Genomic DNA, 25,848 nt, shown 5'->3' with positions numbered 1-25,848 from the left:
AACCCTGGACATCATGAAACTCGCCGAGGCAGTGCTCGAAGGCGCTGAGCACGTGGAGGCTGAGGGAACGAGCGGGGCTGGGACGCGACCAAGACCTGTACCGAGGTGTAAAGGTGTACAGGTCTTTATGAGTCTAGCGAGGGGAAGGTGATTGCGTCGGGCGTGCCGGTGCAGGGGTGCTTTGCAGCCAGGGGGCAAGCAGGCGCGTGGACAGGGGAATGAACAGGTAGACCATCAGCGGGGTAAGCACCGCTGTACTGATCATGATGCGCGGCAACAGGTCCAGATGATTGAGCAGCGGGCCAAGCAGGAAATTGAAGATCAGTGACACGGGAAAAAACGCCAGCCAGATCGCGACAGCCTGTTTCCAGCGTGGCGGGCGCTGATCGATTGCGCCGAACCAGCCATCAATACCACTGACGCGATGTTCCGAGGGTTGCGCGAAAAGACCGCTGCCGCGCACCAGCCAGGAGCGTCTGGAGGCGGAATGCTCCCAAGCGTGCATGGTGTGCTCATCGGTAAAGCGGAAAATGATCTGAAATTCATCATCGCCAGGCGGAGGCGCCAGCACGCCGGAACCCAGATACCCCGGGAAATCCGTGGCCAACTGTTCGCCTTCGTGCAGCCAGGCCATCATTTCATGGTAACGACCCTGTGCCACGCGGCGGGCGACCATCAAGGTGACGGGTGAGGTAGACATTGTGTATCTCCGGTAGAGGCGTGAGATTCCCGGGTAGGGAGGTCACATGCCGCGATCCGGGGTGGTGGGTCGCGACAGCTTCACTTGAAAAGCAAGCAAGGATTATTCCTGAAACGCTGACGGACCGGTAGAGCTTTGCGGTGTTGGCTGATTACTTGTGCAGGGAAGGGTGCTTGCGGCGATGCTCTTGGAGGATGTACTGACGCAAGCGCTCGGCGTCGTCCTTGCCATGCTTGCTGAAGTGATAGGCGCCGAAACTGTGTTCGGTCATTCGCTCCAGCTTGCCGCGCATTGGAATAGGGGCCTGACCTGGCGGGTTGAACCAGGCGGAAAAGTTTCTCGGCAGCTTGCCTTCCTTGCGGTACTCAAGCAGCACCCCCTTGAACGACAGCTCGTGAACCCAGAGCGCCGTCAATGCACCCTTTTCGGTCTCAAGCGGGATTGGCTCTTCAAGCACGAGCCGCCAGGGGCGAATCTTCGGGCCTTCCTCGAAAATACTCGGTGCGCCCAGTTCCAGATGCAGCGCATGGAATTCGTCCTCGACCAGATGCAGAGGGAAATTCATCTGCTGGTTTTCGAACTGCGCATGGATCGTGACCTGCTCATGAGCAGCCAGACGTGTCAGCAGATCCTGAATCTGAACCCCGCCATTGACCAGAAGGCTACGCGTGCTGTCGCGCACGTTCAGCTTCGGATTGCGCTGCATGCTCTGGATAAAATCCAGTTCAGCCTGTGTGAGGAGAGAATCAGGTTGCATTGGCGGAAAGCTCGGTCTGACCGGTTATTGAGAACAAAGACCATTGATTCCGCAAGTTGTTCGGACCGCTCATCATATTTTTCCATTTTAATGTTTCAACTTGGCTGTGCTTTTTCCGTGCCGGCCAAAGGCAAAAGGGTCCGTAGAAAATTCAGATGGCATTCTAGGGCATAATGTTTCACTTTTTTTCAGCTGCTGCAGGAATAGCCATGAAAGTTGCCATCGTGTGTGGAACGGTTTACGGATCGGCCGAAGAAGTTGCCAGACACGCCTCTGCACTGTTGCGTGCCGCTGGTCACGAAACACTCGTCAACCCTAGGCTCGCGTTGCCTGATGTGCTGGCTTTCGAGCCTCAGGCCATCCTTGCGGTGACGTCGACCACCGGGATGGGGGAGCTGCCCGACAACCTCATGCCTCTCTATTCAGAGCTTCGTGATCTTTTGCCTGGCCAACTGCGTGGCTTGCCGGGTGGTGTGATCGCATTGGGTGATGCCAGCTACGGCGACACCTTCTGTGCAGGCGGCGAGCAGATGCGTGAATTGTTCGCTGAACTGGGTGTGAATGAAGTGCAGGACATGCTGCGTCTGGACGGAAGTGAAAGCGTGACCCCGGAAACCGACGCCGAGCCTTGGCTGGCAGCGTTCATCAAACACCTGGGCTGAAATCATCCCGCTGCTTTATTGAGCATGATTCAGCACTGCGAGTGTTGATTGTGACTCGCAGGTGCCTGGACGACACTCATCGCAACGTTTCCTTTGATCCTGGAGCCTGCGATGAGTGAGTCAGTGCGTTTTGAAGATAAAGTCGTGATTGTGACGGGCGCAGGAGGCGGACTGGGAAGGGCTCATGCGCTGCTGTTTGCAAAGCACGGCGCGCGAGTAGTGGTCAACGACCTGGGCGGCTCTGCCCATGGCGAAGGGGCCAGTGCTTCTGCTGCTGATCGCGTTGTAGCCGAGATTCGTGAAGCCGGTGGCACCGCTGTGGCCAACCATGACTCGGTGACCGACGGCGGGCGCATAGTGCAACACGCGCTCGATGCCTTCGGTCGCATAGATGTGCTGGTCAACAACGCTGGCATCCTGCGCGACAAGACCTTCGCCAAAATGGAGGACGCCGACTGGGACCTGGTTTACCGCGTCCATGTCGAGGGCGCCTATAAGGTCACACATGCCGCCTGGCCATACCTGCGTGAGCAGAACTACGGGCGGGTGATTTTCACTTCATCGACATCCGGCATCTATGGCAATTTCGGCCAATCCAATTACGCAACCGCCAAGCTCGGGCTTTACGGACTGACTCGCACCCTCGCGCTGGAAGGCCGCAAGCACCGGATTTTCGTCAACGCCATAGCCCCGACCGGGGGCACGCGCATGACCGAGGGGCTTATTCCTGCCAACGTATTCGAGCTGCTCAAACCTGAACTGATCAGCCCGTTGGTGGTGTATCTGGGCAGCGAACAGTGTCAGGACAGTGGCGATCTGTTTGAAGTGGGCGGCGGCTGGATCGGCAAGGTCCGTTGGGAGCGCAGTCAGGGAGCATGCTTCGACCCACAGGCGGGCTTCAGCCCGGAGGAGGTTGCTGCACAATGGCAGACGATTGGTGATTTCGATCAAGCCGCGCACCCCGCCGACAATATCGAGGCGTTGAAAGAAATGATGGCCAATCTGCAAAAATACGCTAATTAAGCAGGTTCTGAGATATGCGGCGGCTTTGGAAAAGAAGTCTCTGTTTGGTGCACGACTTTATAACTGGTTAATTATTTATCGGAATTTTTACCGTGTTCTGTAAGAACTGTCTTTTGGCTTTGTAGGTTTGGTATGGATTTCTGTACAACTATTCATTAAGCAGCTTTTACTCCGATATGAAGTTTGAACACATTCATATAGGGAGTATCACGTGGGAAGAACAATGTGGGGTGACCTGCCACCGGTCACTGTTGCTGCGCCGCCTGAAAGACTCAAGCTCAAGAAGGCCGCAGCGCAGGTCAGTCAAGTGTTGCAGGAGGTCGGTGAGAACGCCGTTGCGCTCAACTCGCTGGCGATGGAAAAACGCAGGATGAAGCCACTGTTCAAGGGTTTCAACCCCGAACAGATTACGCCCAAGGATCTCAACAGGGCAGGAATGATCTTGTACAAGTTCGGGATGATCGACAATCATACGGCCGAACTCATGAGTCGAGCGGGCGATGAGTTCGACAAGAAAGGCAAGCTGGTCGACCCGAGCAAGGAAATCAATGCGCTGGAGTTCTTTGCCAATCGGATCATTGAAATGAAAGAAAAGGCAATGAGCGGAGACCCGTACGCCAAAGTGTTATTGCCTGATTACATTCGCACGATTCATATCATGCAGAATCTTCAAACGTTTGCCGAGTCTGGCGACAGTTACGAGATGCGCAAGATCAAGGATATGGAAAACAAGGGGCTGGTCAAAAAAACACCAAACGCCAAAGCGTGAGGGTGTCTTGATACTAAAACGTCTGGCAATAAAAAAGGCCGCTGCATGGATAGCCACGCAGCGGCCAAACAAAACGCAGGATCAAGGGAGCTTGCAAATCCACGTCGATTTAACGGGCGCAGGTTACCCGCCATCACTGTTCTGAAAAATCCCCGTACAGGATATGCAGCATTACCCGGCAGGTAACAATTCGCGGGGAGTGTGCCAGTGGCTCAATGAACGCTGTGGTTCGCTGGCAACCGACTCAGGCGCTTGGCAAGCTCGATTCGTTGCAGTGGGTCTTCGCTGAGCAACAGCGCGCGTTCCAGGTCGAAACGTTCGGCCTGCGGGCATTCAAGGAGTTGATACAGGCTGGCACGGGCCAGGTGATCTCCGCTGGTAGCCTGGCCCAGTTCGACGATGCGGTCGGCGTCTTTGAGCGCAGCGAGAAAATCATCGTTGATCTGATGCAGATGCCGCAGGTTACGCGACAATCGCTGCAGCATGCTGGTGGGTGTGGCGCGTGTCATGTGTTCGGCGCGCAATTGCATGGTCGGGCCGAATTGCCGGATCAACAGCTCGCGGCAGTCTCTGGGGTAAAGCCTGCGCCCGCTGCAGGGGTCGAGCAAATGATCGGCACCTGGCACACGCAGCAGAAAGTGGCCTGGAAAGTTCACGCCCTCCAGCGCAATCTCCAGCCGCCGTGCTATCTCCAGCGCGATCAGTGCCAGCCCCAATGGCTGGCCGCGACGCTGCTGCACAACCTTGTGCAGCAGCGCCGAGTCGGGTTTGGGCGGGTTCCAGTCATCTTGCTGAAAACCCAGTGCATTGAGTTGTCGCAAAAGCGGTTGCGCGAGTTCGGGGGCAGGCAGGACCGGCAGCGCAGCGTCGATCTGGCGCTGTAACTGGTCCATGTCACTGATCACCGCATGCCGGGCAAAGTGTGCGTCATGCTCGCTCGACACCCATAGCGCTGCTTCAAACACCGAGGGCGGTGTCTGTTGCAGGCAGGCCAGGCAATGCTGACGTGGAGTCATCGACCGCTCCGTGCAACTGAAAATCCAGTAGGAAGACTCTTTGTAGCCCCGCGCGGGAATTTCGTCCAGCGCCAGTTGTTTCTACTTGTTCAGAGCTTTTATCAAGTCGGGCGTCACATAGTGCGGACCGTCGAACAGGTACAGCGGATAGCCATCGAAAGCCGCTATTTGCGGTTTCAGTTCGGCAGCCGTCGCCGGTCGGAAACCTCCACCCACTTGCGGGCGAAACGCTTCGACGATGATTCTGACGCGATTTTTGCCCAGCCGTTTACGTAACGCGTCTGCGTAGGTTCGGGCAACCGGAGCAGTGCGCGCATAGACACCCACACCGTCCTGAAAGAACACGCCGATATCGTCCGGCAGCCAGGTTTTCAGCCAGTCCGCAGTGGCGGCGGGGCCGATGTTGGCACCATCGTAGACGCTGATCCATAACGGCCTGGGCAGCTTCGCCAGCAGCGCGGGTAATTCCTTGGCACGACTCCAGCTGGGGTCGACCTCGGCCGGGAAGTACCAGCCGGTGACATTGAGCGGCGTTTTCACTTTGGCCAGCTGTGCCGAAAGCACCGCCAACTGTTCGATATTGTCCCGTGAGCGGTTTTCGCTGAAGTACCCCGCCAGCCCGAGAATCACCTCCTGCGCCCAAGGCTCCTTGGCGATCCGCGCCCAGTCCGGCAGCACCGGCACGTTGGTCATCTGAGTACCTGGTATGAACGACTGGTCATCGACCGCCGTCCACTGCACAAGCAATTGCCGTGCGCCGAGTTTGTCCCAATTGCCGCTTATGCCCACCGTTGCGTTATCCGGTTGCCAGACGATGCCGACAATTCCCGGTCCGCTGGGCTGTATCAGTTGATACAGCTCGCTGGAGGCGAGGGTCAGCGCACCTACCAGGGCGGCTGCCAGCGAGGTCTTGATCAATATTGTCTGTCGTAGCAGTGCGGCCAAAGCCTTCAAACATTACTCCCTGATGGATGACTCGCGATTGTCACCACGAGAATGTCATACGTGCGAACACGCCTTCTGCGCGGTCGTCGCCAAAGACTTTCTCGCGGTATTGCACCGAGAAGTCGACATACGACTGTGGCGCCTTGTACGTGTCCTCGCGAAACCAGTAGCGTACGCCGGTACCAACACCCAGCCCGCCAGCGTTACCGGATGACGTACTGCTGCGGCCCAGGCTGTCGACTTCGCTACGCATCTTTGAATCGTAGTCCACTGCGGCGACCACATGTGGAAACACCACCAGCCTGGGGCTGATGCTGTCCAGACGAAAGCTGCGTCCGACCTGCCATTCACTGTTGAAATAGTTGCGCTTGTCCTGCAAATAACGCCCACCTTCAGCATACAGCTGCGAGGTCCACCAACTGGGCACGTCGACACGCAAGTCAGTACCGATGCTGGAGCCGTAGCCCAGACGTACCAGCCAGTCGCCATCGGCGTTGGAATTACCCAACGGAAAGGTGCGTTCGAAGGCGCCGATCACGTTGACTGCGCTGAACGGTTTGACCCTGATCCCCAGCGCTCCCTGCAATGCATCCGCGCCGGTGTCGGAGTCGCCGTCCTTGCTCCACAACGTGTCGGTCACGCGCCCGTAAAGTTCGACGAAGCGTGCATTGCGGTAGCCCAATGGGCGCCAGAACACTTCGGTGCTGTTCTGCACACTGTCAGTGTTGCTGCTCGGTGCGCTGTTCAGGCCGCTGCCGCTGCTGGTGCTGGCACCACGATACGTCGTGGTGTTGGTCAAACCCCATTCACGGGACAGATCGGAAACGGCGCGCCGGGTGTCGAACACCTGTTGCGCCGGCATCTGCAAATCACCGGCCTTTTGATAGTCGAGCACGCGTTTGAAGTAGGCGATGGCCTGTGCATCGTCCGGTGTACGCATGGCGCTGTAGGCTGCGTCCTGAACTTCACGCGGCTTGAGGCCGGAGCTGCGGTCGACCCGTTTGAACTCGTCAAGCGCGCCACGATCGTCGCCCGCTTGGCTGAGGAAATAGGCAATCTGCACTTCATCGCCGGGTTGCAGTTCGCCCGCATCGCGAGCTTTCTGCAGACGTTGCAGCGCCTCGCTCGGCTGGCCCATCGCTGCGTACAAGGAAGCTTGCTCGCGCAGGGGCAGATTACCCACGGCGAGTGCCTGAGCGAAGTCCTGACGCGCACCGTCCTGATCGCCCAGGCGTTGACGCATTTGTCCGCGCTGGACGAGCAGGGTGGCGTCGTTGCCATTGAGCGCCAGTGCTTCGGTAGCCGCAGAGCGCGCTTCGGCATATTGCCCCTGAGCAATCAGGGCGCTGACCAGCAGCTTGCGGTAAGCCATCTGTTTCGGAAAACTGCGAACAGCCTCCCGCGCCTCGCTGACAGCGGTGTCGTTATCTCCGCGTGCCAGTGCCTTATAACCCGAGGCTGCCTTATCGACTGCTGCCTGTTCCTGAATCGCTTGCCGACGACGAGTCAAAACCGGCTGTGGACCGACTGCCTGCTCTGCATCGTTGATGGCCAGCTGTGCTTCGTCGAGACGCTGCTGACGTTGCAGCGCCTCGATCAGCATCATGCGGTAATCAAGATTTTTCGGTGCCTGTGCGATGGCCTTGCGCGCATGGTTTGCCGAGCCGTCGTAGTCGCGATTGGCATACGCGCGCAGCGCCTGATTGCCCTCCAGATAGCCCGGTTTTGGGCGAGCCTTGGGGAAGCGCTGAGGGTGATCTCGTCGGTATTTGTCGCGTTCGGCCAGGGCAATCAGATCGCGCAACTGATCGGCATCCGCACGCTGGCGCAACGCTTCGCGCGCCTTGGCGATGGCCAGGTCGTAGTCCTTGCGGTTGTAGGCCATGTAGGCTTCGTTGGCGATGGCGTAGGCGGGTCCGGTCAACGGCAGGGGCAGTGTTTCCGCTTGGCTGAGCGGTGCAACAAGACCCAGGCCGCTCACTAGCAGCGACAGGATGAAGGGGCGCTTCATAGTGGCTGCTCCGTTTGATCGTCAGATCGGTAATGGTTGTGCTGACGTGCCACAGCCTGTTCGATGGTTTCTCTGGACAGCACGCCGATGTCGACCAGGTAATCGCCGATCCGGCCATGCACATGCGGGCGGTAGCCGAGCATGGCTTTCTGAAACACTTCGCGGTCCAGCAGGCCTTGCTCGATCAGCAGATCGCCGAGCAGTGGCGCTTTGGCTGGAAGCGGCTGACCCTCGACCACCTGAAGCTGACGCAACTGCGCGACGATGTCGCTTTCACGGGCAATCAACTGCACCGGCTCGGCACCCAGTTGCTCGGTAATCTGTTGCAGACCGTCAGGCGGCAGCGGGCTGGCCACGGCAATTTCCTGGCGACCCAGCGCATTCATTTGCAACGGCACGACACGCCAGCGCAGGCAGAACTCATCGGCCAGCACATCGTTTGTCGCACGTTTGCCGGCAATGTCGAATACCCGTGGCAGGTCGTTCTGAAAAGCGATGGCCTCAGCCAGGGTTTCATCGTCGAGCCAGCCGTGGCTAAGCAAAATCCTGCCCAGCGGCAGCTGACGGGTCTGTTGTTCAGCCAGTGCGGTCTGCAGTTTTTCATCGTTGATGGCTTGCCAGGACAGCAGCACGCTACCCAGGCGGCGGGGCGCTACGGCAATCAGGTCGGAAGACGGAAAGTCATGCATGGTCTTGTCCCAGACCAGCTTGCGGTTGAGCACCTTGCCTACCAGAAACATGCGCCAGGCGCGCGCTGCAGCCATGAAGTTGACGAAGTTGCCGACCACCATGCGTGGTATGGACAGCAAGCCGTGCTGCCAGCCGTAAAGCACGGTAGTGAAGTAGCAGCGGTGCAGGATCCGCCACAGCAACGCGATGCCGTTGGCCACCAGCAGGTACTGAATCAGACCTGTGGTTTCAAATGGGGTCGGAAAGCTGGTGTTCCACAGTCCGCTGGAGCGCAGCACAATCAAGGCCAGCAATTGAATGAGGATAAAATAAGCGAGGATGCTGACGAACGAAGTCACTACGCCCTTGCGGTCCCGAAACAGCAGGTAACGGTTGGCCAACGAGCCAGTCCAGCCCATTTGCTCCCAGCCTTGCAAGCCGATACCCAACGTCCAGCGCGCCTTTTGGCGAAAGGCGGTGCGGAAGGTGTCCGGGAAGAATTCGCGCACGCACAGCGGCATTTCCAGCGTCGACTCATAAGGCTTGCGGAACCAGGACTTGCGCAGCACCCGAAATTGCACCGGAAAGCGTACGAAGATCGCTTGCATACCGTACTTAGCCAATCGCGCGCCGACGTCGTAGTCCTCGGTCAGGCTTTCGGTATTGAAGGGCTGGTTCTGGTTTTCATCGGCCAGCACCATCAGTGCACGTCGCGAGAAACAGGTGCCGACGCCCGCCGAAGGCACGGTGTCAGTCATGCTTTCGCGTACCACCAGATCCTTGCCGTGCCATTCGGCAAACTCGTCCATGTAGGTGCCGGCCACCCATTCGTACCAGTTGCGTTCCAGCGACACGACCGGTAACTGGATCATGTCCTTGCGTGGCAGCAGGTAATTGAACAGGCGCAGTTCAAGCGGGTGCAGTACATCTTCGCTGTCGTGCAGGATGGTCCCGGCAAACTGTACAGCGTGGGTTTTCTCATACAGAAAAATCGCCTGTATGACCCAGTTCAGGCAGTCGGCCTTGCAGGTCGGGCCGGCGTGCGGCACCTCCACGCGGTGCAATTGCTTGTAACGACGACGCATGCGCTCCACTTCATCGATGGTGCGCTGGTCGTTGATGTAGGTGCCGACGAACACTACGTAGTTCTGGTAATCGAGCGTCGACACCATATTTTCGATCATCGGCGCGATGACGTCGTATTCCAGCCAGGCCGGGACCATGATCGCCAGCGGCTGCTCGTCGCGGGCAATCAACTGCTCGGCAGTCAGTGGCCGGTAGCGACGTTCGGCGGTGAACTTGCGGTACAGCCGTCTGGCCCAGTACCAGATATCGATGAACAGGTCATCGATACTCGATACCAGGATAATCAGCCCGACAACGATCGTCGCGACTTCCAGCACGCTGTAGTAATGGGCCAGCCAGTAAGGCCAATAGAGCGACGTCATTGCGGCGGCCCGTTACGAGCGATTGCGACGGGCGCTACGGCCAGCCAGCAACAGGATGAGAAAGAGTACGATGCCAGCCGGAATCAGCCACAGCAGCGATGGTTTGCGCCAGGCGTCGAGGCCAGTGCTTTGCTCGTCCTCGATCATTTGGCTGCCGGTCGGGTCCTTGGCGTCAAAGGTGGCGATCGGGCCGTTGTCAGCCAGCAGCGTGGCGTTGCCGCGCTCCAGCAGCAGTGGGCGCTCGAAAACCGGGGCCTGACCTCCAAGCGTGCGATAGACCATACCGTGCTGGCCGCCCGCGTCGATCACTTGCAGCGAGGCCAGGTGGTTGAGGGTTTTGAGGTCGAGCAGCGTCTGCTCTTTGTGATTGATCAGCAGATGGCCGTCGTTGCTGGCCTTGACCGACTCGGCGCCATCCTTGACTGGCAGTTCGAACGCCAGAAACGCTTTGGCGGGCGTCACGGCTACGCTGGCGTCATCGCTGACGCTGAGTTGCGCACGCAACGGCGAGACACCGGAAGCGCTGGCGACGCGGATCACTTGAGGCAGGCTGCTGGCCGGGCGCTCGAGATAGGCCTTGGGCACCATTATCTGGGTGTCCGTAGCGAAGCGTGCCGCCATGCCCGAGAAGTTTTCGTCGGGAGTGATCTTGTCCAGCACCACATGGCTGGTCGGCAATACCGAGATCGGGAACGCCTGCGGCGTCTCCAGGCACTGGTTGCTGACCGGCTGACGCTGGAACGAGACGCGCAAGGTGTTCTGCGCTGCCAGTGCATATTGCGGAATTCTTGCTTCGATGCGCTCTTTCTTGCCATCGGCAGTCAGTTGCATCGCACCAATCAGGTAGTCATTGAGAAACAGCGTCGCAACCGGTGGCGTTCCGGATGCACCGGGGGCCGCAGCGACATCAATCATCGCAGTTACCGGTACGCGCCCGTCATAGGCCACGCTGCCCAGCGGGAACGAGGCGCTCCAATCGGTTTTAGCCAGCACATCCACAGTGCCGGGCTTGCCGCCCAGGCGCGTCAGCGCAACGCGACCGTCTTCGCTGAGCGGCATCGCGGTTTCTTCACCGATGGTCAACTGGCGATTGCGCGCCAGTTTGTTCCAAGCCGAACTGAACAGGCCGATGGCCTTGTTCGCCGACTCCGGCTTGATCATCAGCAGCGCGCGGTTGCCCAGCAGGGCCAGACTCACGTCCTCGGTGCTATTGGCGAGCGGTTGCTTGATATGACGTTCGCGCCACTGGCCCAGTGCGGCGGCGGCGGTTGCGTCAAGTCCTTGTACCTGTGCCTGAAGGGCGTTCAGAGCGTCGTCGATTGCCTTGAGCAGTTGCGGATCGCTGATCGCCAGGTCGGCCTGCAACGCAGGTGTCTGGCCAAGCATCAACAATGCACCGATTTCCGCCGGGTCGCGCAGGGTGTACTGGCCCTTGCCTTCGAGCCCTGCAAACGCCGGAATCTGCTTGAGTTCCGCTGGAATAGTCAGGCCGCTCAGGTCCACGCTGTCCTGCACGGCAGGAAACGGCAGGATGCGTGCCTGTTTACCGATGCGTTCCAGCGCTACGCCCAGACGCCAGGCGGCGTCGTAGCTGGCGCTCGACAAGGTGCCGGGTGCGACCAACAGGCCAGGTTTGCCGGGCAGCGCGTTCCACGCTGCACCCACATCCTGCAACTGGCTGGCGTCATAGCCGTAAGTCAGGCGCGTGTGCGGATCGATGCGCAGCACATTGCCGATGGCGCGTTCGTCTTCGCAGAGCACTTTCGAGATCACAGAGGACCAGGCAATGCCCAGGCGCACCGAGCCGCTTTCCCGGGCTGCCTTGTCGACGCCCAGTACGGCGCTGGCATTACCCTGTTCTTCGTTGAGGCCCAGCGCGCGCACCGGATAACCGTCCAGCGACAGTAGCAGCGTGTTGCGGCCTGCTTCGCCATTCAGATAGCTGGCGTCAAAATTCAGCGTCGCATCCGTCAGCGGCACATCGGCGGGCACTGGCAGGTAAAGTTCACGGCGCGCATCAGTGGCATTGAGAATGATCGGGCGATCAATGCCCAGCTCCCTCAGCTCGATCACTCGCTCCTGACGACTGTCGGCGGTGATTCGGTTGATCGCCTGGGTCAACGGGCTTTCGGCAGCCAGGGCAAACGCTGGCATCAGAGCCAGCAGGCTCATCCCGCAGGCAAGGACGTTCAGCGTGCCCATGTTTACGGCAACGGAAGATTTCATTGTGCAGATCTCGGTAAAGGCTCAAGGCCATTGGGTCTTGATACAGGCTGCCGGTCTGCTACAACGTTTTTCGGGCACTCGGTCTGAACCGGGTGCCCGTATCGTTTGCGGACTGCTTCCTGCGGATATGTTTGGTATTCGTTTGCGCTACCTGCGCGTGTTTTCGCTAACTTGCCATCGAGCGCATCTGGGCATGCTGGTGCTGAAGTTGAGGCTGGATCAGCGTGTCGAGCTGCACATCGACCGGGTCGGTGCGATAACGCGGCAGCTCGGCGACAAATTCATCCACCGGACGACCCATCAGGGCATCGACGATGCGCGCACTGGCCTTGCCGTCGCCGTAAGGGTTGGCGGCATGGGAGGCTCTCTGCCACAGGGCGTCGTCATCAAACAGGGCGTTCACGCCGCGAATGATCGCGTCGGTCTCGGTGCCCACCAAGCGTACGGTACCTGCGGCGACTGCCTCGGGACGCTCGGTGACATCGCGCATGACCAGAACCGGCTTGCCCAGCGACGGCGCTTCTTCCTGCACGCCGCCGGAGTCGGTAAGGATGACGTGGGCGCGTTGCATCAGGCGCACGAACGACAGGTAATCCAGAGGCTTGATCAGGTGCACGTTGGGCAAATCGCCCAGATGCTCGGTGACCGGCCCCAGTACGTTGGGGTTCAAATGCACCGGGTAGACGATTTGTATGTCGTCGCGTCGGGCCAGTTCGCCCAGCGCCTTGCAGATGTTCAGGAAGCCGTCGCCAAAATTCTCGCGCCGATGCCCGGTCACCACCAACACCCTGCGTTCAGGTACCAGGAAGGAAAACTGGCGATCCAGTGCGTGGCGCAGCTGGCGGTTGCTGTCGATCCGCTGAGCGGTCAGGTGCAGGGCGTCGATCACGGTATTACCGGTCACGAACGAGATACCTTGCAGGCGCTCGCCCAGCACGTTGCGGCGCGACTCGGCCGTCGGTGCAAACAGATGATCGGAAATCAGATCGATGCAGCGGCGGTTCATCTCTTCAGGCCATGGCTGACGGATGTCACCGGTGCGCAAACCGGCTTCGACGTGGCCGATGGGGATGCGGCGATGAAAGGCCGACATGGCCGCCACCATTGCTGAGGTTGTGTCGCCATGAACCAGCACCTTGTCCGGTTTCATCTCGTCCAGAATCGGATCGATAGCCGCGTAAAGCGCCGCGGTCAGGGAATTCAGCGTCTGATCGGGGCGCATCACATCAAGGCTGTAATCGGCTTTGAGCTCAAACATGTCCAGCACCTGTTGCAGCATGCTCTGATGCTGCCCGGTGATGCAGATTCTCGAATCGATACCCGGCTCTGCGGCCAGTGCTCTGACCAACGGAGCCATCTTGATGGCCTCTGGGCGAGTACCGAAAATGGAAAGGACCTTCATCCTGGGTTGCTGACCAGCCATTATTTCCTCCCGCGCTTTGAGCGCGCCGCGCAATAGCAAAGCCAGGCTGAGAGCAGCGTGGCCAGCTGGCGAGTTAATGAGTTTCTCGGGCGGGGAAGATCGGAGTGCATAGCTCGATATTCACTTCAATGTGATGTAGCAATGTGCCTTGTTACCCGGAATTGTCGGGATTATTAGCAGAACAAAATAATAAAGCAAAATGTTTTATTAACTATTTTTCAAAGTAATAGTTTTCAGGAACTTTGGTTTTTCAGGATGGTCAGTTCAGGGTTATAACTTTTGAAAAATCCGTTTTGCCCAATGAATACGGGGGTTTTGCGGGCGCATGATAGCGTCGGTCAGGCTGTTTTCAAAGGTCGCTAATGTGCTAAAAGTCGCCATGATGGCAAAAAGTTCCAACAAAAATAGCCGTGCTGTGGCGTGCATCACTACAGCAGAATACTGACGCCTGATTAATGACAGGAAAAGCGAAGGGGTTCACAAAAATGGCGCTGATATAATGACAGTGTGGAACTTTGCTTTTGTAACGAGTGTGATGCGCTGCAGGTGAACGAGATGTTAAGGAATAGCTTACATACCGCTAAAGTTAAGTGAGCTGCACTATTGAGTTGTAGCAGCAATGCGGACAGTTGCCCAGTTATTAAATGAGAATGATTAGCGAACCCCTCCGAATGAGGGGTCGCGGTGCAGAACGCAATCAGCCTTCTGACTCGGCAGGCTCCGACAGCTCACTGAGTGCAGTCGCGTTGTTTTTGAAGGCGGCGGCAAAGACGGCGCGATTTTTCGCCATGTAGATACTCGCATCCTCTGCATGCTTCTCCGAGATGCCCGGCACGTTCTTGATCAGGACGTCGGTGAGAAGCTCGGCCAGCTCGAGCATTTGATCGTGCGCATCGGCGAGTTTACGGTCCACGAAAGTAGTCTCCAGATCGCGGGTGCTGCGGTAAAGGGTTTCAACAGCCATTTTGGCCTCGTCGTGTTATCCAGTGTTGAAAGGGGCTAGACCCGGACGTTCAGCGCTTCACGCTCTGACCAGCGGGTATGCAAAAGCAGTGATCCTGCAAGACCAGCATGCCGGTCAGGTTTAGCGGGGCGCTGCATGCATATCCAAATGAGGGTCTGCATGAAGGCCGCTCTCCGACGCATCGGCGTTGAAGGTGATTTCTTGATTACTGTGTTTTTATACAGTAAAAAGGCTGCACCAATCAACCCCTCTCTGAATAGTGGCGTTTAAGCATCTTTTTTGCGCCGCAAATGTGCCTTGCGACAACCCGTCGCGCTCTCAACCATAGCCTATGGCCCTGTTCCTGCTTTAAAAAGCAGGCCACAAAGGTGTCACGAGTACCCGGCATCATCCGGTCGGCATAAACGAAGGTTCAGAGGTAGAGCGTCATGGGAAACAAATGGGCAGTAAAGATAAGACACCGCGTGCATGGCCAGGCCGAGTCACTGGGTAATCTCTGCGTCGAGAGCTTTCACTTTCTGGCGCTGTTCGCGATTGGCGCGATCACTGCCTGGGCGTCAGTGGTTGCATTCCTGGGTATGGTCGAGAAAGGCAACGTCACGGTCGATGACATCCTGCTGCTGTTCATCTACCTGGAACTGGGGGCGATGACCGGGATTTATTTCAAGACCAACCACATGCCCGTGCGCTTCCTGATCTACGTTGCGATCACTGCACTGACCCGCCTGCTGATTTCCGACGTGTCCCACCACAACCCGCCGGACATCGGCATCATCTACCTGTGTGGCGGCATTCTGCTGCTGGCGTTTGCAATTCTGGTGGTGCGCTACGCGTCTTACAAATACCCGTCGGCGAAGATTCCCGATTCGTCCAGCGCGGTCAAAGGCGCGGTGACGGAGGAGAAGGGCGAGATCTGATCGAGACACTGGCGACATCGGTGATCGATGCCGCCAGCATGTTGCATGGAAGTCGCTTGTCAGTTAAGCCACACGCCGGCATGCCAGTGCCAGCCGTCTCCGGCGCTTTCCCAGTGCGGATGCACGTAGTGGTAGCCAGGTCGTTCCGCCTCCCAGTGACCATGAACCGGCACGAAACGCTGCCCGTTCCAGTGCCAGTAACCGCGCGCCCAGATGTAGCCGGGACGAGGCGCTGGTTCCACTTCGATTACCCGCTCAGGGGGTGGTTGCGGCGCGATGACTTCTTCGACGTATTCATGATGTACGTGTGGTCGCTCATGGACTACCCGCTCTTCGACACAGCCTGACGCTATCGCAAGTGATGCGATCAATACCCCATACCTCAAGAACATGTTGCCTCCTCGGAATCATCCGCAGGTGCAGTGGCGCTGAACGCAGTGCCCAGTCGCTCGAATGTTTCTGCGCAAGAGTTGTTGTATCAGGATGTATCTGTACTTTTGCTGAAGAGGCGGGAGGGAGATTGATGGCGAAGTGCCTGATTTTTCAGGCCTTGCAGGCTGCATAAGGGGGCATGGCGAGTATGGGGTTTTTCTTGAAGTTGATGACCAATCGGCCGCGATACACGCCGCTGAAGATATTCAATCAACGTAACTGATAAAAAACGGCATCAATAAATTCCATACCGATTCAGCGCCATCTAAGGCACTGAACCGGAAGAAGAGACCCCCCCGTCAAACCCCGGCATTCACCGCGGCCTGACTCTGCGACCACAGACCATTGGCCGGACCGGGTGTCTTTTTCAGCGTGGCACCGTCGGTCATCGCTGCAAGAATCTTGATCGCGCTTTCGCCACGTTCGATGGCGATGCCGAATTGCACGCTTTCTATAAGCTTGCGCAGGCGTTGCGGGTCATTGCGTTGCGCTGCGCTGATCAGACGCTTGGCAACGACTCCGCATTCATTGGACAGGGTCAGCATGATGCTGCCGTCCAGCCCTTGAATGCTCAGATTCACCCGATAGTCGGGGTGAAAAGTATCCGTGATCATCTGAAAAGGATTGTCCATATCATTCACCTGCTAAATGGTCTGCATAAGTTGACCGGGTAATAGTCCTTTTGGTTCTCGACGACTGATCAGCGGTTGCGTTACTCCTTCGCTTGCTGCTGACAGGTTTGCTGTCGTCTTTCGCGTTGATGAGAGGTTTCGTTTAAGACGCTTTAACGCACCCACGGCGTGAGTCCGCGCCTGGAGGTGGCCGTCCTGATGGCCGGCCTCGTGGCGCGTACTACAGGACACTGCATGGTTCGGGCCATATTGCATGGGTGATGCGCGAGAGGACGTTGAACGGGAGCCCATCGTAGGTGCTTCACGGCTTGCTTTGCTGCAATGCGAAGCGGTCGATCCGGCCGGCAAACGTGCTCTCGAAAAGCTGCGGAGAACACTTCCCGGATATGGCCTGCTCCTTTCGCGAATGCAGTTTGCGTACGACTTTTTGAGTGATTGTCTGACACTCCGACAACCGAATTCTGGCGTCAGAGATTCGTAAAGACGGGTCGAAACCGTACTCGCCTGCTGTCCAGGTCCTGACGTTGACCGTCTTGCTGCAGAGCGGCGGGGTGAGTGTTGAACGCTTGTCGTATGAAGGGCTGAGCCGACTGCTCATGTAGGCGAGCGGCATGATTTTTTGCTCGCCAATTGCTGTCAGATGCAGCGCTCAGGCTGCCCGGTGCTGCATGTTAAATTCGATGGACGGCGACCGGCGATCGAGAAGGCTGCGAGGCGAGCGATGGTGCGAGGTGGCCAAAGCTGTGCAGCGAGCGTTTGTGGTGCGCACTGATTGGGGCACAACAGTATGTCGGGCACGCTGGTCGACAGATTGTCGGCGTGCGTGGAGCGCTGCGCTTGCCTGCTCATGGGGAACAATCCATGGCAAACAAAAAGGGCGAACCGTTGCCGGTTCGCCCTTTTTTTGCAAAACGTGTCAGTGGAACATCAGGTCAGACGAGCGGCTTCTTTCTCCTGCTCTTTTTCCAGAAATTCTTCTTCGAGCAGCGCGTCCGGGCTGACCGGATCTTCATCCTGTTCGGCGATAATCGGTGCGGCACCTCGTTTGCCGCGCAGTTTGCCAAACAGATGCTCGAGGGCGTGATCGAGTTTTACAGCAGCGCCGTCCACAGCCTGATCTACCGTATCGGCCTTGTGGGAAACAGAAATAGGTTGGTGTCCTTTGGGGCGAGCTTCCATCTGGCACTTGATGTCGTGCGGGCCAGGCTTGTCGCCGTTTTCGTCGCGGATGTGGACTTCCACGCGGGTCAGGTTTTCATCGTAGTGTTCGAGCGTGCTTTCAACGGTGGTACGAACCCACTCCTCCAGTCGGATACTGCTTTCGATGTGATTATCGCTATTGACCTGGATTTGCATAGTTAATCCTTATTAGGGCTTGCTCGTGCGAGGCTGGACTACGTGATTCCTTGCGGAATCGATTTCGTTTGCGCTCATTCACAGTGTTGGCGGCAATGGCCTGACAATTCAACCCCAATGTGTAAGAAATATTTCGCAGCAAAAAATGGCCGCCCTGATTCAAGGCTGAGAATCAGGAGCGGACGCAGAGCGTCCAGAACGGCATCCCCACGCGGAGCGTGAGGAACGAGAGGTGTCCGGGAGAACACTTCTCTCACGCTCTGGCGTCCGGGAACTAGAATGCGACTGACGTCTGTACGTACACCGTGCGCGGTTCGCCGACATATTTGCCACGGTTGTTGTCGTCGAACGAGCGGGTGTAGTACTGGCGGTTGAAGATGTTCTTCATCCCGACCGCCACGTTGAGGTCCGACAATTGCGGGCCGAAGTCGTAGTTGGCGCGGGTGCTGAACAGCATGTAACCAGGGATCTTGCCAGTGCTGCCGTCGGCGCTTTCGGCCGCTGTGTTGGCGTTGTCGGCGAACTGGTCGCTCTGGAAAGAGCTATCAAAATTCAGCTTCCACGGCCCTTCGGTGTAGCTGACGCCCATCGTTCCCTTGTGCTTTGACGAGAACGGCACGCGGTTGCCTTTGTTCGGGCCGTCTTCACGGATTGTCGCGTCAACGAAAGCGTAGCTCGCGTAGACATCGTAACCGGCCAATACCGGGCTCAGGCCTTCCAGCGCATAGTTGACGCTGGTCTCGATCCCCTGATGACGCGTCTCGCCACGTGCGATCACGGTGTCGTTGGTCTGATTGCTGTCGTACTGGTTATCGAAGTTGATCAGGAATGCACCGATCTCGGCTCGCAGGTTGCCGTTGTCATAGCGCGTGCCGAGCTCCCAGGTGCGGGCTTTTTCCGGTTTGACTTCATCGCCGGTAACGCGGTTAGGCATCTGGCTGTACTGCACGCTGCCGAACGAGCCTTCGGTGTTGGCGTACAGGTTCCAGGTGTCGGTGAGGTGGTAAAGCACATTCAGCGCTGGCAGTGCGGTGCTGTAGTCGCCTTGATAGCGGGCGTTGGTCAGATTGTTGTTCTGCGCGGTGTCGATCATCTCGTAGCGAACGCCGGGCGTGATGGTCCATTTGCCGATGTCGATACGGTCATCGATGTAGAACGCATGCGCTTCAGTCGCGCCGCGGGTGTCACGGTCGTTGCGGCTGGCGGTAGTCGGCAGGTTACCGGTCACCGGTTCGCGATAGCGCAGTTCGTGACCCGCTTCGTTGACGTAGCGGTAACCGACGCCCACTTCATGCCAGGTCTCGCCCAGTGCAAAGCCTTGCGAGAAGCGCGTTTCCAGACCGCGTACCCAATATTCGCGGGGCGACAGGGAAACGAAGCTGCCCTGATCCAGATAGCCGCTGCGCAGGGTTTTGGTGAAGAACGTGTTGGCGGTGAAGACGCGCGCATCCTCTTCATAGCGGTAGCCGAAGTTGAACATGGTGCGACGGCCCCAGAACTTGTCCTTCAGACGCGTCGACTGGTACGGATCGGCATCGTAATCCCTGACGTTCAGGCCGCCGGGCATCTGCGCTTCGCCATCGTAATACTGCGCCATGGCATTGAGGCTGTTGGCTTCGTCGATCTGGTATTTGCCCTTGAGGATCAAGTCGTCGATCTGGGTATCGCTGTGCTCGCGCCAGTCACCGCCGCGTACGCCGGAATACAGAATCGCGCCGCCCAGACCATTGTCCGCCGTGCCGCCTGCCAGCAGGTTGCCGGTGGTCTTGAAGCCATCGTGGCTGGACGACGGGCTGGTTTCGGTCTGTATGCCGCCTTTGAGGGTCGGTGCGTCAGGGATGGCACGGGTCACGAAATTGACGATACCGCCCACGTTCTGCGGGCCGTAACGCACAGCACCGCCGCCACGCACCACGTCGACCGCGTCCATGTTGCCCATGCTGATCGGCGCGAAGGACAGCTGCGGTTGACCATAAGGTGCGAACGGCACCGGGATGCCGTCCATCAATACGGTGGAGCGTGACGCCAGACGCGGGTTGAGGCCACGAATGCCGAAGTTAAGCGCCATGTCGTGGCTGCCGGTGCCGTTGTTGTCCGGGGCATTGACGCCCGGGATGCGATTGAGCACTTCACGCGCCGAGGTTGCGCCGACACGCTCGAATTCTTCACGACGGATCACATCACGTGCGCCGGGGTGTTCGAAAACGTTGGTCTGCTGCGCGGCACCCAGCCAGTCGCCGACCACGGTGGACACACCCAGCTCGATCGGCGCGCCAGCGGCGTTGGCCTGCTGCAGGGTGAAGCCGTTATTGCCGTCAGCCAGGGCCTGCAGCCCGGTGCCTTCGAGCAACGCATTGAGGCCCTGTTCGGGCGTGTACTGACCTTCCAGGCCTCGGCTCTTCAGGCCGCTGGTGATTTGCGAACCATAGGAAATCAACACACCGGACTCTCGACCGAACTGGCTCAGCGCAGCTTCAAGCTCGCTTGGCGCAATGTGATACGCCTTGGGTGCCACCTCGGCAGCCTGCGCCATCGACAGACTGCCGACCGAAAGGCTGGCACCGAAAATGACATGGCGCAACGTACGCACCAGCGGTGAAAGTTGAGTAGGGCGGGCTGACATGCAGGAGTCCTTTGACCGGAAGGTTGAGAGATGCTTTCCCTGTCTGTCACGCGAGCAACAGAAAACGGCTCACGGGTTTTGAAATTATTTTTTCCGGGTTTGATTATCGTACCCGCGCCTCGCGTGGTGATGCGTTTGGCGACCCCCCGGATCAGTGACAGGGCGAAGGAACCCGACGAAGTCGGGCCGGAAACAGGAGCGAGGGGCTTTGGTTACTTTGGCCCCTTCAAAGTAACTCGCCGAAGGGCGAAAAGGTGACTTGAGTCGAGCCGAAATCTCACTGAATCGCAGAGTTGTGTGACGCGGAGCGTCACGAACTGCGTTACCACGCGGAGCGTGGGAACGATAGCCAGCGTGGTTTCAGCCTCGTATTTCGGTATCTCCATAAACACTGGAACGCAGGAGCGAGCGGTCAGCATTTGAGGAGACATCAAACCCGCGCCTGCACGTTCACCCAATACCGGGTGAAGCGTTGTACATGCACCGGGAGGGCGAGTTCCAGCATGTCGAGGATGCGCTCGCTGTCGGCCAGCGGATAGCTGCCGGAGATCAACAGGTTGGCCACTTTCGCGTCGCAGTTCAAACGACCGCGTCGATAGCGACCCAGCTCGGCAAGGAAGTCGGAGAGCTTCATGCGCGACGCCACCAGCATCCCGTCCGCCCACGCGCCACTGCCCGCATCTATCGGTTTCACGCTGTCCCAGGCGTCACGACTGAAGGTCGCTTGCTGGCTGGCCCGCAGCATCAAACCCGGACCGCTCCTGCCGAGCGGGGCTATTTCAAGGGCTCCGGCAAACACCGCCAATTGCGTGCGCCCGTCCAGCTGGCGCAGGTTGAAACGGCTGGCCCCCGTCGACGCCCTGACCGCGCCTTCGGTGCTCAGCAGGCTCAGCGGGCGGCTGTCCGCCGAGGCGCTGATAAGGATTTCGCCCTGTAATAGCTTGATCAGGCGCTGCTGTGCATCGAAACGCACATCGACCGCGCTGGCCGTATTCAACTGCACCTGACTGCCATCGCTCAATGCAACCTTGCGCTGCTCGCCAACGCCACTGTTGTAGTCAGCCAGCAAGGGTTGCAGGGCGATCTGCTCGCGCAGGCTCCAACCCGCTGCCGAGCCTGCGCCCAGCAACAACAGCAGTTTCAGAGCGTGCCGACGGCTGGCGGATTTCGGCGCATTGAGTGCCGCATGCGCCAGCGGCGAAGACAGCCCGCTAAGGCGCTGATTGACCCGCTGCATATGCGCCCAGGCCCGTTGATGTTCAGCGTTGCCATTGAGCCAGAGTTGCCAGGCCTGCTGACGACGCGCATCCAGCGTGCCTTCCTGCATTTCCAGCAGCCAGCCGACCGCTTGCTGCGCCACGCCAGGCGAGATGTCGGATTTGTTCAAGGACTCATTGTTCGGGTTCATAAGGCGAAATAGCAGCGCAGTGCGGCCTTGTTCAGATGGCGTTTGACCGTTGCGATGGAGATGCCCAGTTCGGCGGCAATTTGGCCGTGGCTCAACCCGTCGACCTGCGACATCAGGAATGCTCGCTTGACCAGCACCGGCAGGCCGTCCAGCAGTTGATCGAGTTCCACCAGGGTTTCGAGAATGATCGCCCGCTCTTCTTCCGAAGGTGCCACGCATTCCGGCAGCTCAGCCAGCGCCTGATAGTAGGCGTGCTCCAGGTCCTGACGCCGGTAGTGATTGCACAATACACGTTTGGCAATCGTCGTCAGAAAAGCGCGAGGCTCGATGATCTGCGGCGTATCGCGCGCGCCCAATACCTTGATGAAGGTGTCTTGGGCCAGATCCGCTGCGCTGTGCGGACAGCCGAGCCTGCGTCGCAACCAGGTCGTCAGCCAGGTGTTGTGTGCCCTGTACAGGCTTTCGACAGTGTGATTGAGAGCGGAGTGGGCGATGGGCATCACAGGGAACAATCCACGGGGACTCGTTGATGGCGTGGATTCTGGCAGACTCTTTTGCGTATGAGAATATTTATCATTAATATTGCGGTTCATTTGTCTTGCTCAGGGACGAATGGCGCAAACAGCTGGCATTCATCGCGGCCTCTTCCCGAGGGCTCGTGATCCGGCTTCCCAGGTTTCATGAATCAATGAAGACCCTTTGATGGATGTCACCACCGCAAGCGGTTCGCTGCCGGAAAAACGCATGGCGAAAGCCAGAAGCAAGGGCCTGACGGTTGCTTATCGGCTTGCCGTTACCTCGCGGGCGCTGGCGGCCGTGTTTGCCGGTTATCTGCTCGCGTCAGTGGTCAGTATTTGCGTTTCGCAGTGGCTGCCCATCCCCCGCGCCGAAGCAGTGGTGACAGGCATGATGCTGTCCTTTCTGGTTTATCTGGTCGCGGTGCTCTGGTGTTTTGCCTGCCGCACAGCATTGCAGGCCTGGGTCGGAGTGCTGGCGCCGTGCGCATTGCTGGCGGCTGCCTGCGCCTGCGGTCGGTGGCTATTGTGAAAGAGGGTTTTCGTCAGTCGATGGCCTGGTTGCACACCTGGGTCGGTTTACTGTTCGGCTGGCTGTTGTTCGCTATTTTTCTGACCGGCACGCTTTCCTACTTCAAAGATGAAATTACCCAGTGGATGCAGCCGGAAATTCCGGTGCGCGCTCTGGATGCCGGTGCCAGCGTGCAGCGGGCTCAGGATTATCTGCAAAGCCACGCCGCCGGGGCTACGCGCTGGTTCATCAGTCTGCCGGACGAGCGCACGCCGGGCCTGACGGTTGGCTGGCTGCCCGAAGGCAAGGAGGGCCAACGCAACAACTTCGTGCGCAAGCTGCTCGACCCGCAAACCGGCAGCGAGGTGCAGGCACGAGACACGCGCGGCGGTGATTTCTTCTACCGTTTTCACTATCAACTGCAGATGCCTTATCCCTGGGGGCGCTGGCTGGCGACGAGCGCCGCGATGGTGATGTTCGTTGCGTTGATCACCGGCATCATCATTCACAAAAAAGTCTTCAAGGAATTCTTCACGTTTCGTCCACGCAAGGGCCAGCGTTCCTGGCTGGATGGGCATAACGCGCTTGGCGTGCTGGTGTTGCCGTTCCATCTGATGATCACTTACAGCAGTCTGGTGATCTTCATGTCGATGGTGATGCCCGCGAGCATCCTCAGCCAGTACGACACGGTTCAGGCATTCTACCGCGAAGCCTATCCGACCCCGGAAATGCTCAAGCGAGAAGGCAAACCTGCGCCGCTGGTGGCACTTGCGCCGTTGGTCAATGCGGCGAACGCGAAGTGGGACAGCGGGCAGGTGGGTCGGGTGATCGTCAATAATCCGGGCGACAGCACCGCCACGGTTCTGCTGACGCGTGATGACAAGGGCAGCATCGTGCCGGATCGGGGCGGCGCGCTGACGTTCAGCGGGGCGAGCGGCGCGTTGCTGAACGAAGTACCCGAGCGGCCCGTCGCGCTGCTGATTTCCAGCGGGATGTACGGTTTGCATGTAGGCCATTTCGCCGAGCCGCTGCTGCGCTGGCTGTACTTCATTTTCGGGATGGCCGGAACCGCAATGATCGGCACCGGGCTGGTGATGTGGCTGGGCAAGCGTCAGCTCAAGCACGCCAAAAACGGCGTGCTGCCACTGGAGTTGCGTCTGGTGGAAGTGCTGAACATCGCCAGCATGTCCGGGTTGATGATTGCCGTGGCCAGCTTCTTCTGGGCCAATCGTCTGCTGCCTTCGGGTTTCATCGGGCGTGCCGATTGGGAAGTCAGCGTGTTCTTCACATGCTGGGCGTTGTCAGTGCTGCACGCCCTGGTGCGCAAAGGGCGCAGCGCATGGCGCGAACAACTGGGGCTGGGCGCGGTGCTGTTTGCCGGGCTGCCGCTGCTCGATCTGCTGACCAGCGGCTGCTATCTGCTGGGTTCGCTGATGTCGGGAAGCTGGGTAATGACGGCCTTTGACCTGACGGCGCTGGTCACGGGGCTGTTCCTTGGCTGGGCAGCGCTGAAATTCAAAGCGCTACCCGCCGCAGAAACAGCCCGCGTTGCCTTGCAAGCCATACCTCGGGAGAGCCACTGATGCTGTTGGCTGCCTTGTTGTGCTACGTAGGTTTTACCTGCCTGTGCCTGTCCATGGCGCGCCATTACAGTGAACTGCTCAAAGGCCCGTTGACCGAACGGCGGCGTCGGGCGCTCAAGCTGGTCGGCTGGGGCGCGCTGCTGTTGTCGTCATGGGCGGCGGTTCAGGCCGATGGCTGGATGATGGGCACCGTGCACTGGTTCGCCGCATTGATGAGCAGCGCGGTGTTGCTGGTTGCGCTGCTGCCGTTCCGGCCGCGTTGGGTGCTGGCGCTGGCAGGCTGTGGCGTGCTGCTCAGCCCGTTGGCAGCCGTGAGTCAATTATTGGCTTAACGCCAGCCGGTATTCGCCCGGCGTGGCCCCTACGGCCTGACGAAACCTGTTGCTGAAATGGCTGGCGCTGGCAAAGCCGCAGGCCAGCGCTATCTCGCCTAATGGCTTGCCGGTGCTGCGCAACAACTGGCGAGCCTGTTCGATACGTCGCGCCAATAAGTACTGGTGTGGCGGCAAGCCGAAGCTTTCGCGAAACATTCGCGCGAAGTGATATTCCGACAGCGCGCACAGGCCTGCCAGTTGGCCGAGGCTCAACGGGTCGGCGAGGTGCATTTCGATGAAGTCCACCAGATGCCGCCGCAGGTGCGGCGCCAGGCCGCCTTTCAGACGTAAACCTTCGCGCAGCCCTACCTGACTGAGCAACGCATGGCTGACCATCTCGTGCGCCAGGCTGCTGGTCAGCAGACGCTCGCCGGGCTCTGCCCAGTTCAGGCGAATCAACTGCCGGAAGCGTGCGGCTTGTGCGGGGTCTTCCAGAAAGGTGTTTTCCCGCAGTTGCATCTCGCGCGGCTCGCGATCCAGTAGTGTCACGCAGCCCAGCGCAAACTGTTCCGGGCTGAAATACAGATGCGCCAGACGGATCTCGCCGTTCACCACCCAGGCGGACTCATGACCGGCAGGCAAGATGCACAGCTTGCCCGGCGCACCTTTCTGGTCGGGTCTGCCGCGCCGAAAAGTCCCGGTACCGTCCTCGATATAGCACGACAGCGTATGGTGGGTCGGTGCGTGATATTCCTGCGAGTCATGCCGATTGTTCCACAACGCCGCCACCAACCCGTCGCCCAGCGGCGCGCTCTGCTCCAGATTGGCATTGGGTGAGCTGTTCAGGGCCTGAAAGACCTGGATGGATTCAATGGCTGGCATGACGATTCCTCTAGGATTTGTATCCTACTCGCTGGCGACGCCGCTGCCAGTAGCGCCTGACG

General features: G+C 58.8%; 23 protein-coding genes. 7 read left to right on the top strand and 16 right to left on the bottom strand.

Features of this window, described 5'->3' with window-relative positions; translation table 11 throughout:
* Positions 1-133: 133 nt before the first annotated feature.
* Positions 134-700 (bottom strand): antibiotic biosynthesis monooxygenase, encoded by a 567-nt coding sequence (locus RYC18_RS12155; RefSeq protein ID WP_003346204.1) that lies wholly within the window; start codon positions 698-700, stop codon positions 134-136.
* A 151-nt stretch (positions 701-851) separates the two neighbouring features.
* Positions 852-1,457: a hypothetical protein gene (locus tag RYC18_RS12150; RefSeq protein ID WP_002552218.1), complete on the bottom strand. Its 606-nt coding sequence runs from the start codon at positions 1,455-1,457 to the stop codon at positions 852-854.
* Between the two features lie 209 nt (positions 1,458-1,666).
* Between RYC18_RS12150 and RYC18_RS12145 the strand changes: the two genes are divergently transcribed.
* The 3 genes from RYC18_RS12145 (at position 1,667) to RYC18_RS12135 (ending at position 3,911) form a co-directional block, all read left to right on the top strand.
* Complete coding sequence (locus RYC18_RS12145) at positions 1,667-2,119, top strand: flavodoxin (protein WP_002552219.1); 453 nt, start codon at positions 1,667-1,669, stop codon at positions 2,117-2,119.
* A 111-nt stretch (positions 2,120-2,230) separates the two neighbouring features.
* The gene (locus RYC18_RS12140; protein WP_316886164.1) at positions 2,231-3,142 is read left to right on the top strand and encodes an SDR family oxidoreductase; all 912 of its coding nucleotides are present in this window, start codon (positions 2,231-2,233) and stop codon (positions 3,140-3,142) included.
* 223 nt (positions 3,143-3,365) lie between these two features.
* Entirely contained in the window at positions 3,366-3,911 is a 546-nt protein-coding gene (locus tag RYC18_RS12135; RefSeq protein ID WP_004658362.1) for a hypothetical protein, read from the top strand.
* A 212-nt stretch (positions 3,912-4,123) separates the two neighbouring features.
* Here the strand turns inward: RYC18_RS12135 and RYC18_RS12130 are convergent, their stop codons facing one another.
* The 7 genes from RYC18_RS12130 to RYC18_RS12100 form a co-directional block, all read right to left on the bottom strand.
* Entirely contained in the window at positions 4,124-4,927 is an 804-nt protein-coding gene (locus RYC18_RS12130) for a SirB1 family protein (RefSeq protein ID WP_005746051.1), read from the bottom strand.
* A gap of 81 nt (positions 4,928-5,008) precedes the next feature.
* Complete coding sequence (locus RYC18_RS12125; RefSeq protein ID WP_002552222.1) at positions 5,009-5,881, bottom strand: hypothetical protein; 873 nt, start codon at positions 5,879-5,881, stop codon at positions 5,009-5,011.
* A 31-nt stretch (positions 5,882-5,912) separates the two neighbouring features.
* Positions 5,913-7,883 (bottom strand): NfrA family protein, encoded by a 1,971-nt coding sequence (locus RYC18_RS12120; RefSeq protein WP_005746050.1) that lies wholly within the window; start codon positions 7,881-7,883, stop codon positions 5,913-5,915.
* Positions 7,880-10,000 (bottom strand): glycosyl transferase family protein, encoded by a 2,121-nt coding sequence (locus RYC18_RS12115; RefSeq protein ID WP_005746047.1) that lies wholly within the window; start codon positions 9,998-10,000, stop codon positions 7,880-7,882. The genes RYC18_RS12120 and RYC18_RS12115 overlap by 4 nt, the downstream gene beginning before the upstream one ends.
* A gap of 12 nt (positions 10,001-10,012) precedes the next feature.
* On the bottom strand, positions 10,013-12,226 hold the full coding sequence (locus tag RYC18_RS12110) for a cellulose biosynthesis cyclic di-GMP-binding regulatory protein BcsB (RefSeq protein ID WP_316886163.1): 2,214 nt from the start codon (positions 12,224-12,226) through the stop codon (positions 10,013-10,015).
* Between the two features lie 166 nt (positions 12,227-12,392).
* Entirely contained in the window at positions 12,393-13,649 is a 1,257-nt protein-coding gene (gene wecB, locus RYC18_RS12105) for a non-hydrolyzing UDP-N-acetylglucosamine 2-epimerase (RefSeq protein WP_005746045.1), read from the bottom strand.
* 697 nt (positions 13,650-14,346) lie between these two features.
* Positions 14,347-14,613: a YebG family protein gene (locus RYC18_RS12100; protein ID WP_005615333.1), complete on the bottom strand. Its 267-nt coding sequence runs from the start codon at positions 14,611-14,613 to the stop codon at positions 14,347-14,349.
* A gap of 428 nt (positions 14,614-15,041) precedes the next feature.
* Here RYC18_RS12100 and RYC18_RS12095 point away from each other — a divergent pair, with 428 nt between their 5' ends.
* Entirely contained in the window at positions 15,042-15,530 is a 489-nt protein-coding gene (locus RYC18_RS12095; protein WP_002552228.1) for a phosphate-starvation-inducible protein PsiE, read from the top strand.
* Between the two features lie 59 nt (positions 15,531-15,589).
* On the opposite strand, the gene RYC18_RS12090 is transcribed toward RYC18_RS12095, so the two are convergent.
* The 6 genes from RYC18_RS12090 to RYC18_RS12065 form a co-directional block, all read right to left on the bottom strand.
* Positions 15,590-15,922, bottom strand: a complete 333-nt coding sequence (locus RYC18_RS12090) for a YXWGXW repeat-containing protein (RefSeq protein ID WP_002552229.1) — start codon at positions 15,920-15,922, stop codon at positions 15,590-15,592.
* Between the two features lie 339 nt (positions 15,923-16,261).
* Entirely contained in the window at positions 16,262-16,594 is a 333-nt protein-coding gene (locus RYC18_RS12085; RefSeq protein WP_002552230.1) for a DUF3509 domain-containing protein, read from the bottom strand.
* 927 nt (positions 16,595-17,521) lie between these two features.
* A complete protein-coding gene (locus tag RYC18_RS12080) occupies positions 17,522-17,950 on the bottom strand; it encodes an HPF/RaiA family ribosome-associated protein (protein WP_002552231.1) in 429 nt (142 codons plus the stop codon).
* Between the two features lie 274 nt (positions 17,951-18,224).
* Entirely contained in the window at positions 18,225-20,573 is a 2,349-nt protein-coding gene (fecA, locus tag RYC18_RS12075; RefSeq protein ID WP_122258158.1) for a TonB-dependent Fe(3+) dicitrate receptor FecA, read from the bottom strand.
* A gap of 430 nt (positions 20,574-21,003) precedes the next feature.
* Positions 21,004-21,981 carry a FecR domain-containing protein gene (locus RYC18_RS12070; RefSeq protein ID WP_005746037.1) on the bottom strand — a complete coding sequence of 326 codons (978 nt, stop codon included), beginning with the start codon at positions 21,979-21,981 and terminating at the stop codon, positions 21,004-21,006.
* Positions 21,978-22,481 carry a sigma-70 family RNA polymerase sigma factor gene (locus RYC18_RS12065; protein WP_005746036.1) on the bottom strand — a complete coding sequence of 168 codons (504 nt, stop codon included), beginning with the start codon at positions 22,479-22,481 and terminating at the stop codon, positions 21,978-21,980. The genes RYC18_RS12070 and RYC18_RS12065 overlap by 4 nt, the downstream gene beginning before the upstream one ends.
* Before the next feature lie 202 nt (positions 22,482-22,683).
* Here RYC18_RS12065 and RYC18_RS12060 point away from each other — a divergent pair, with 202 nt between their 5' ends.
* The 3 genes from RYC18_RS12060 to RYC18_RS12050 are packed head-to-tail and all read left to right on the top strand — an operon-like array spanning position 22,684 to position 24,922.
* On the top strand, positions 22,684-23,028 hold the full coding sequence (locus RYC18_RS12060; RefSeq protein WP_005746035.1) for a DUF3649 domain-containing protein: 345 nt from the start codon (positions 22,684-22,686) through the stop codon (positions 23,026-23,028).
* Between the two features lie 20 nt (positions 23,029-23,048).
* Positions 23,049-24,590, top strand: coding sequence for a PepSY-associated TM helix domain-containing protein (locus RYC18_RS12055; RefSeq protein ID WP_005778064.1), 1,542 nt, complete (start codon positions 23,049-23,051; stop codon positions 24,588-24,590).
* Positions 24,590-24,922: a DUF3325 domain-containing protein gene (locus RYC18_RS12050; RefSeq protein WP_005746032.1), complete on the top strand. Its 333-nt coding sequence runs from the start codon at positions 24,590-24,592 to the stop codon at positions 24,920-24,922. Before RYC18_RS12055 ends, RYC18_RS12050 begins: the two co-directional genes overlap by 1 nt.
* On the opposite strand, the gene RYC18_RS12045 is transcribed toward RYC18_RS12050, so the two are convergent.
* The gene (locus RYC18_RS12045; RefSeq protein WP_005746031.1) at positions 24,911-25,786 is read right to left on the bottom strand and encodes an AraC family transcriptional regulator; all 876 of its coding nucleotides are present in this window, start codon (positions 25,784-25,786) and stop codon (positions 24,911-24,913) included. The two genes, RYC18_RS12050 and RYC18_RS12045, sit on opposite strands and share 12 nt — an antisense overlap.
* Positions 25,787-25,848 lie beyond the last annotated feature (62 nt).

The sequence above is a fragment of the Pseudomonas syringae group sp. 247E2 genome, from assembly GCF_032587795.1.
Taxonomy (GTDB): domain Bacteria; phylum Pseudomonadota; class Gammaproteobacteria; order Pseudomonadales; family Pseudomonadaceae; genus Aquipseudomonas; species Aquipseudomonas amygdali.
This window is presented reverse-complemented; position numbering and strand designations above follow the sequence as displayed.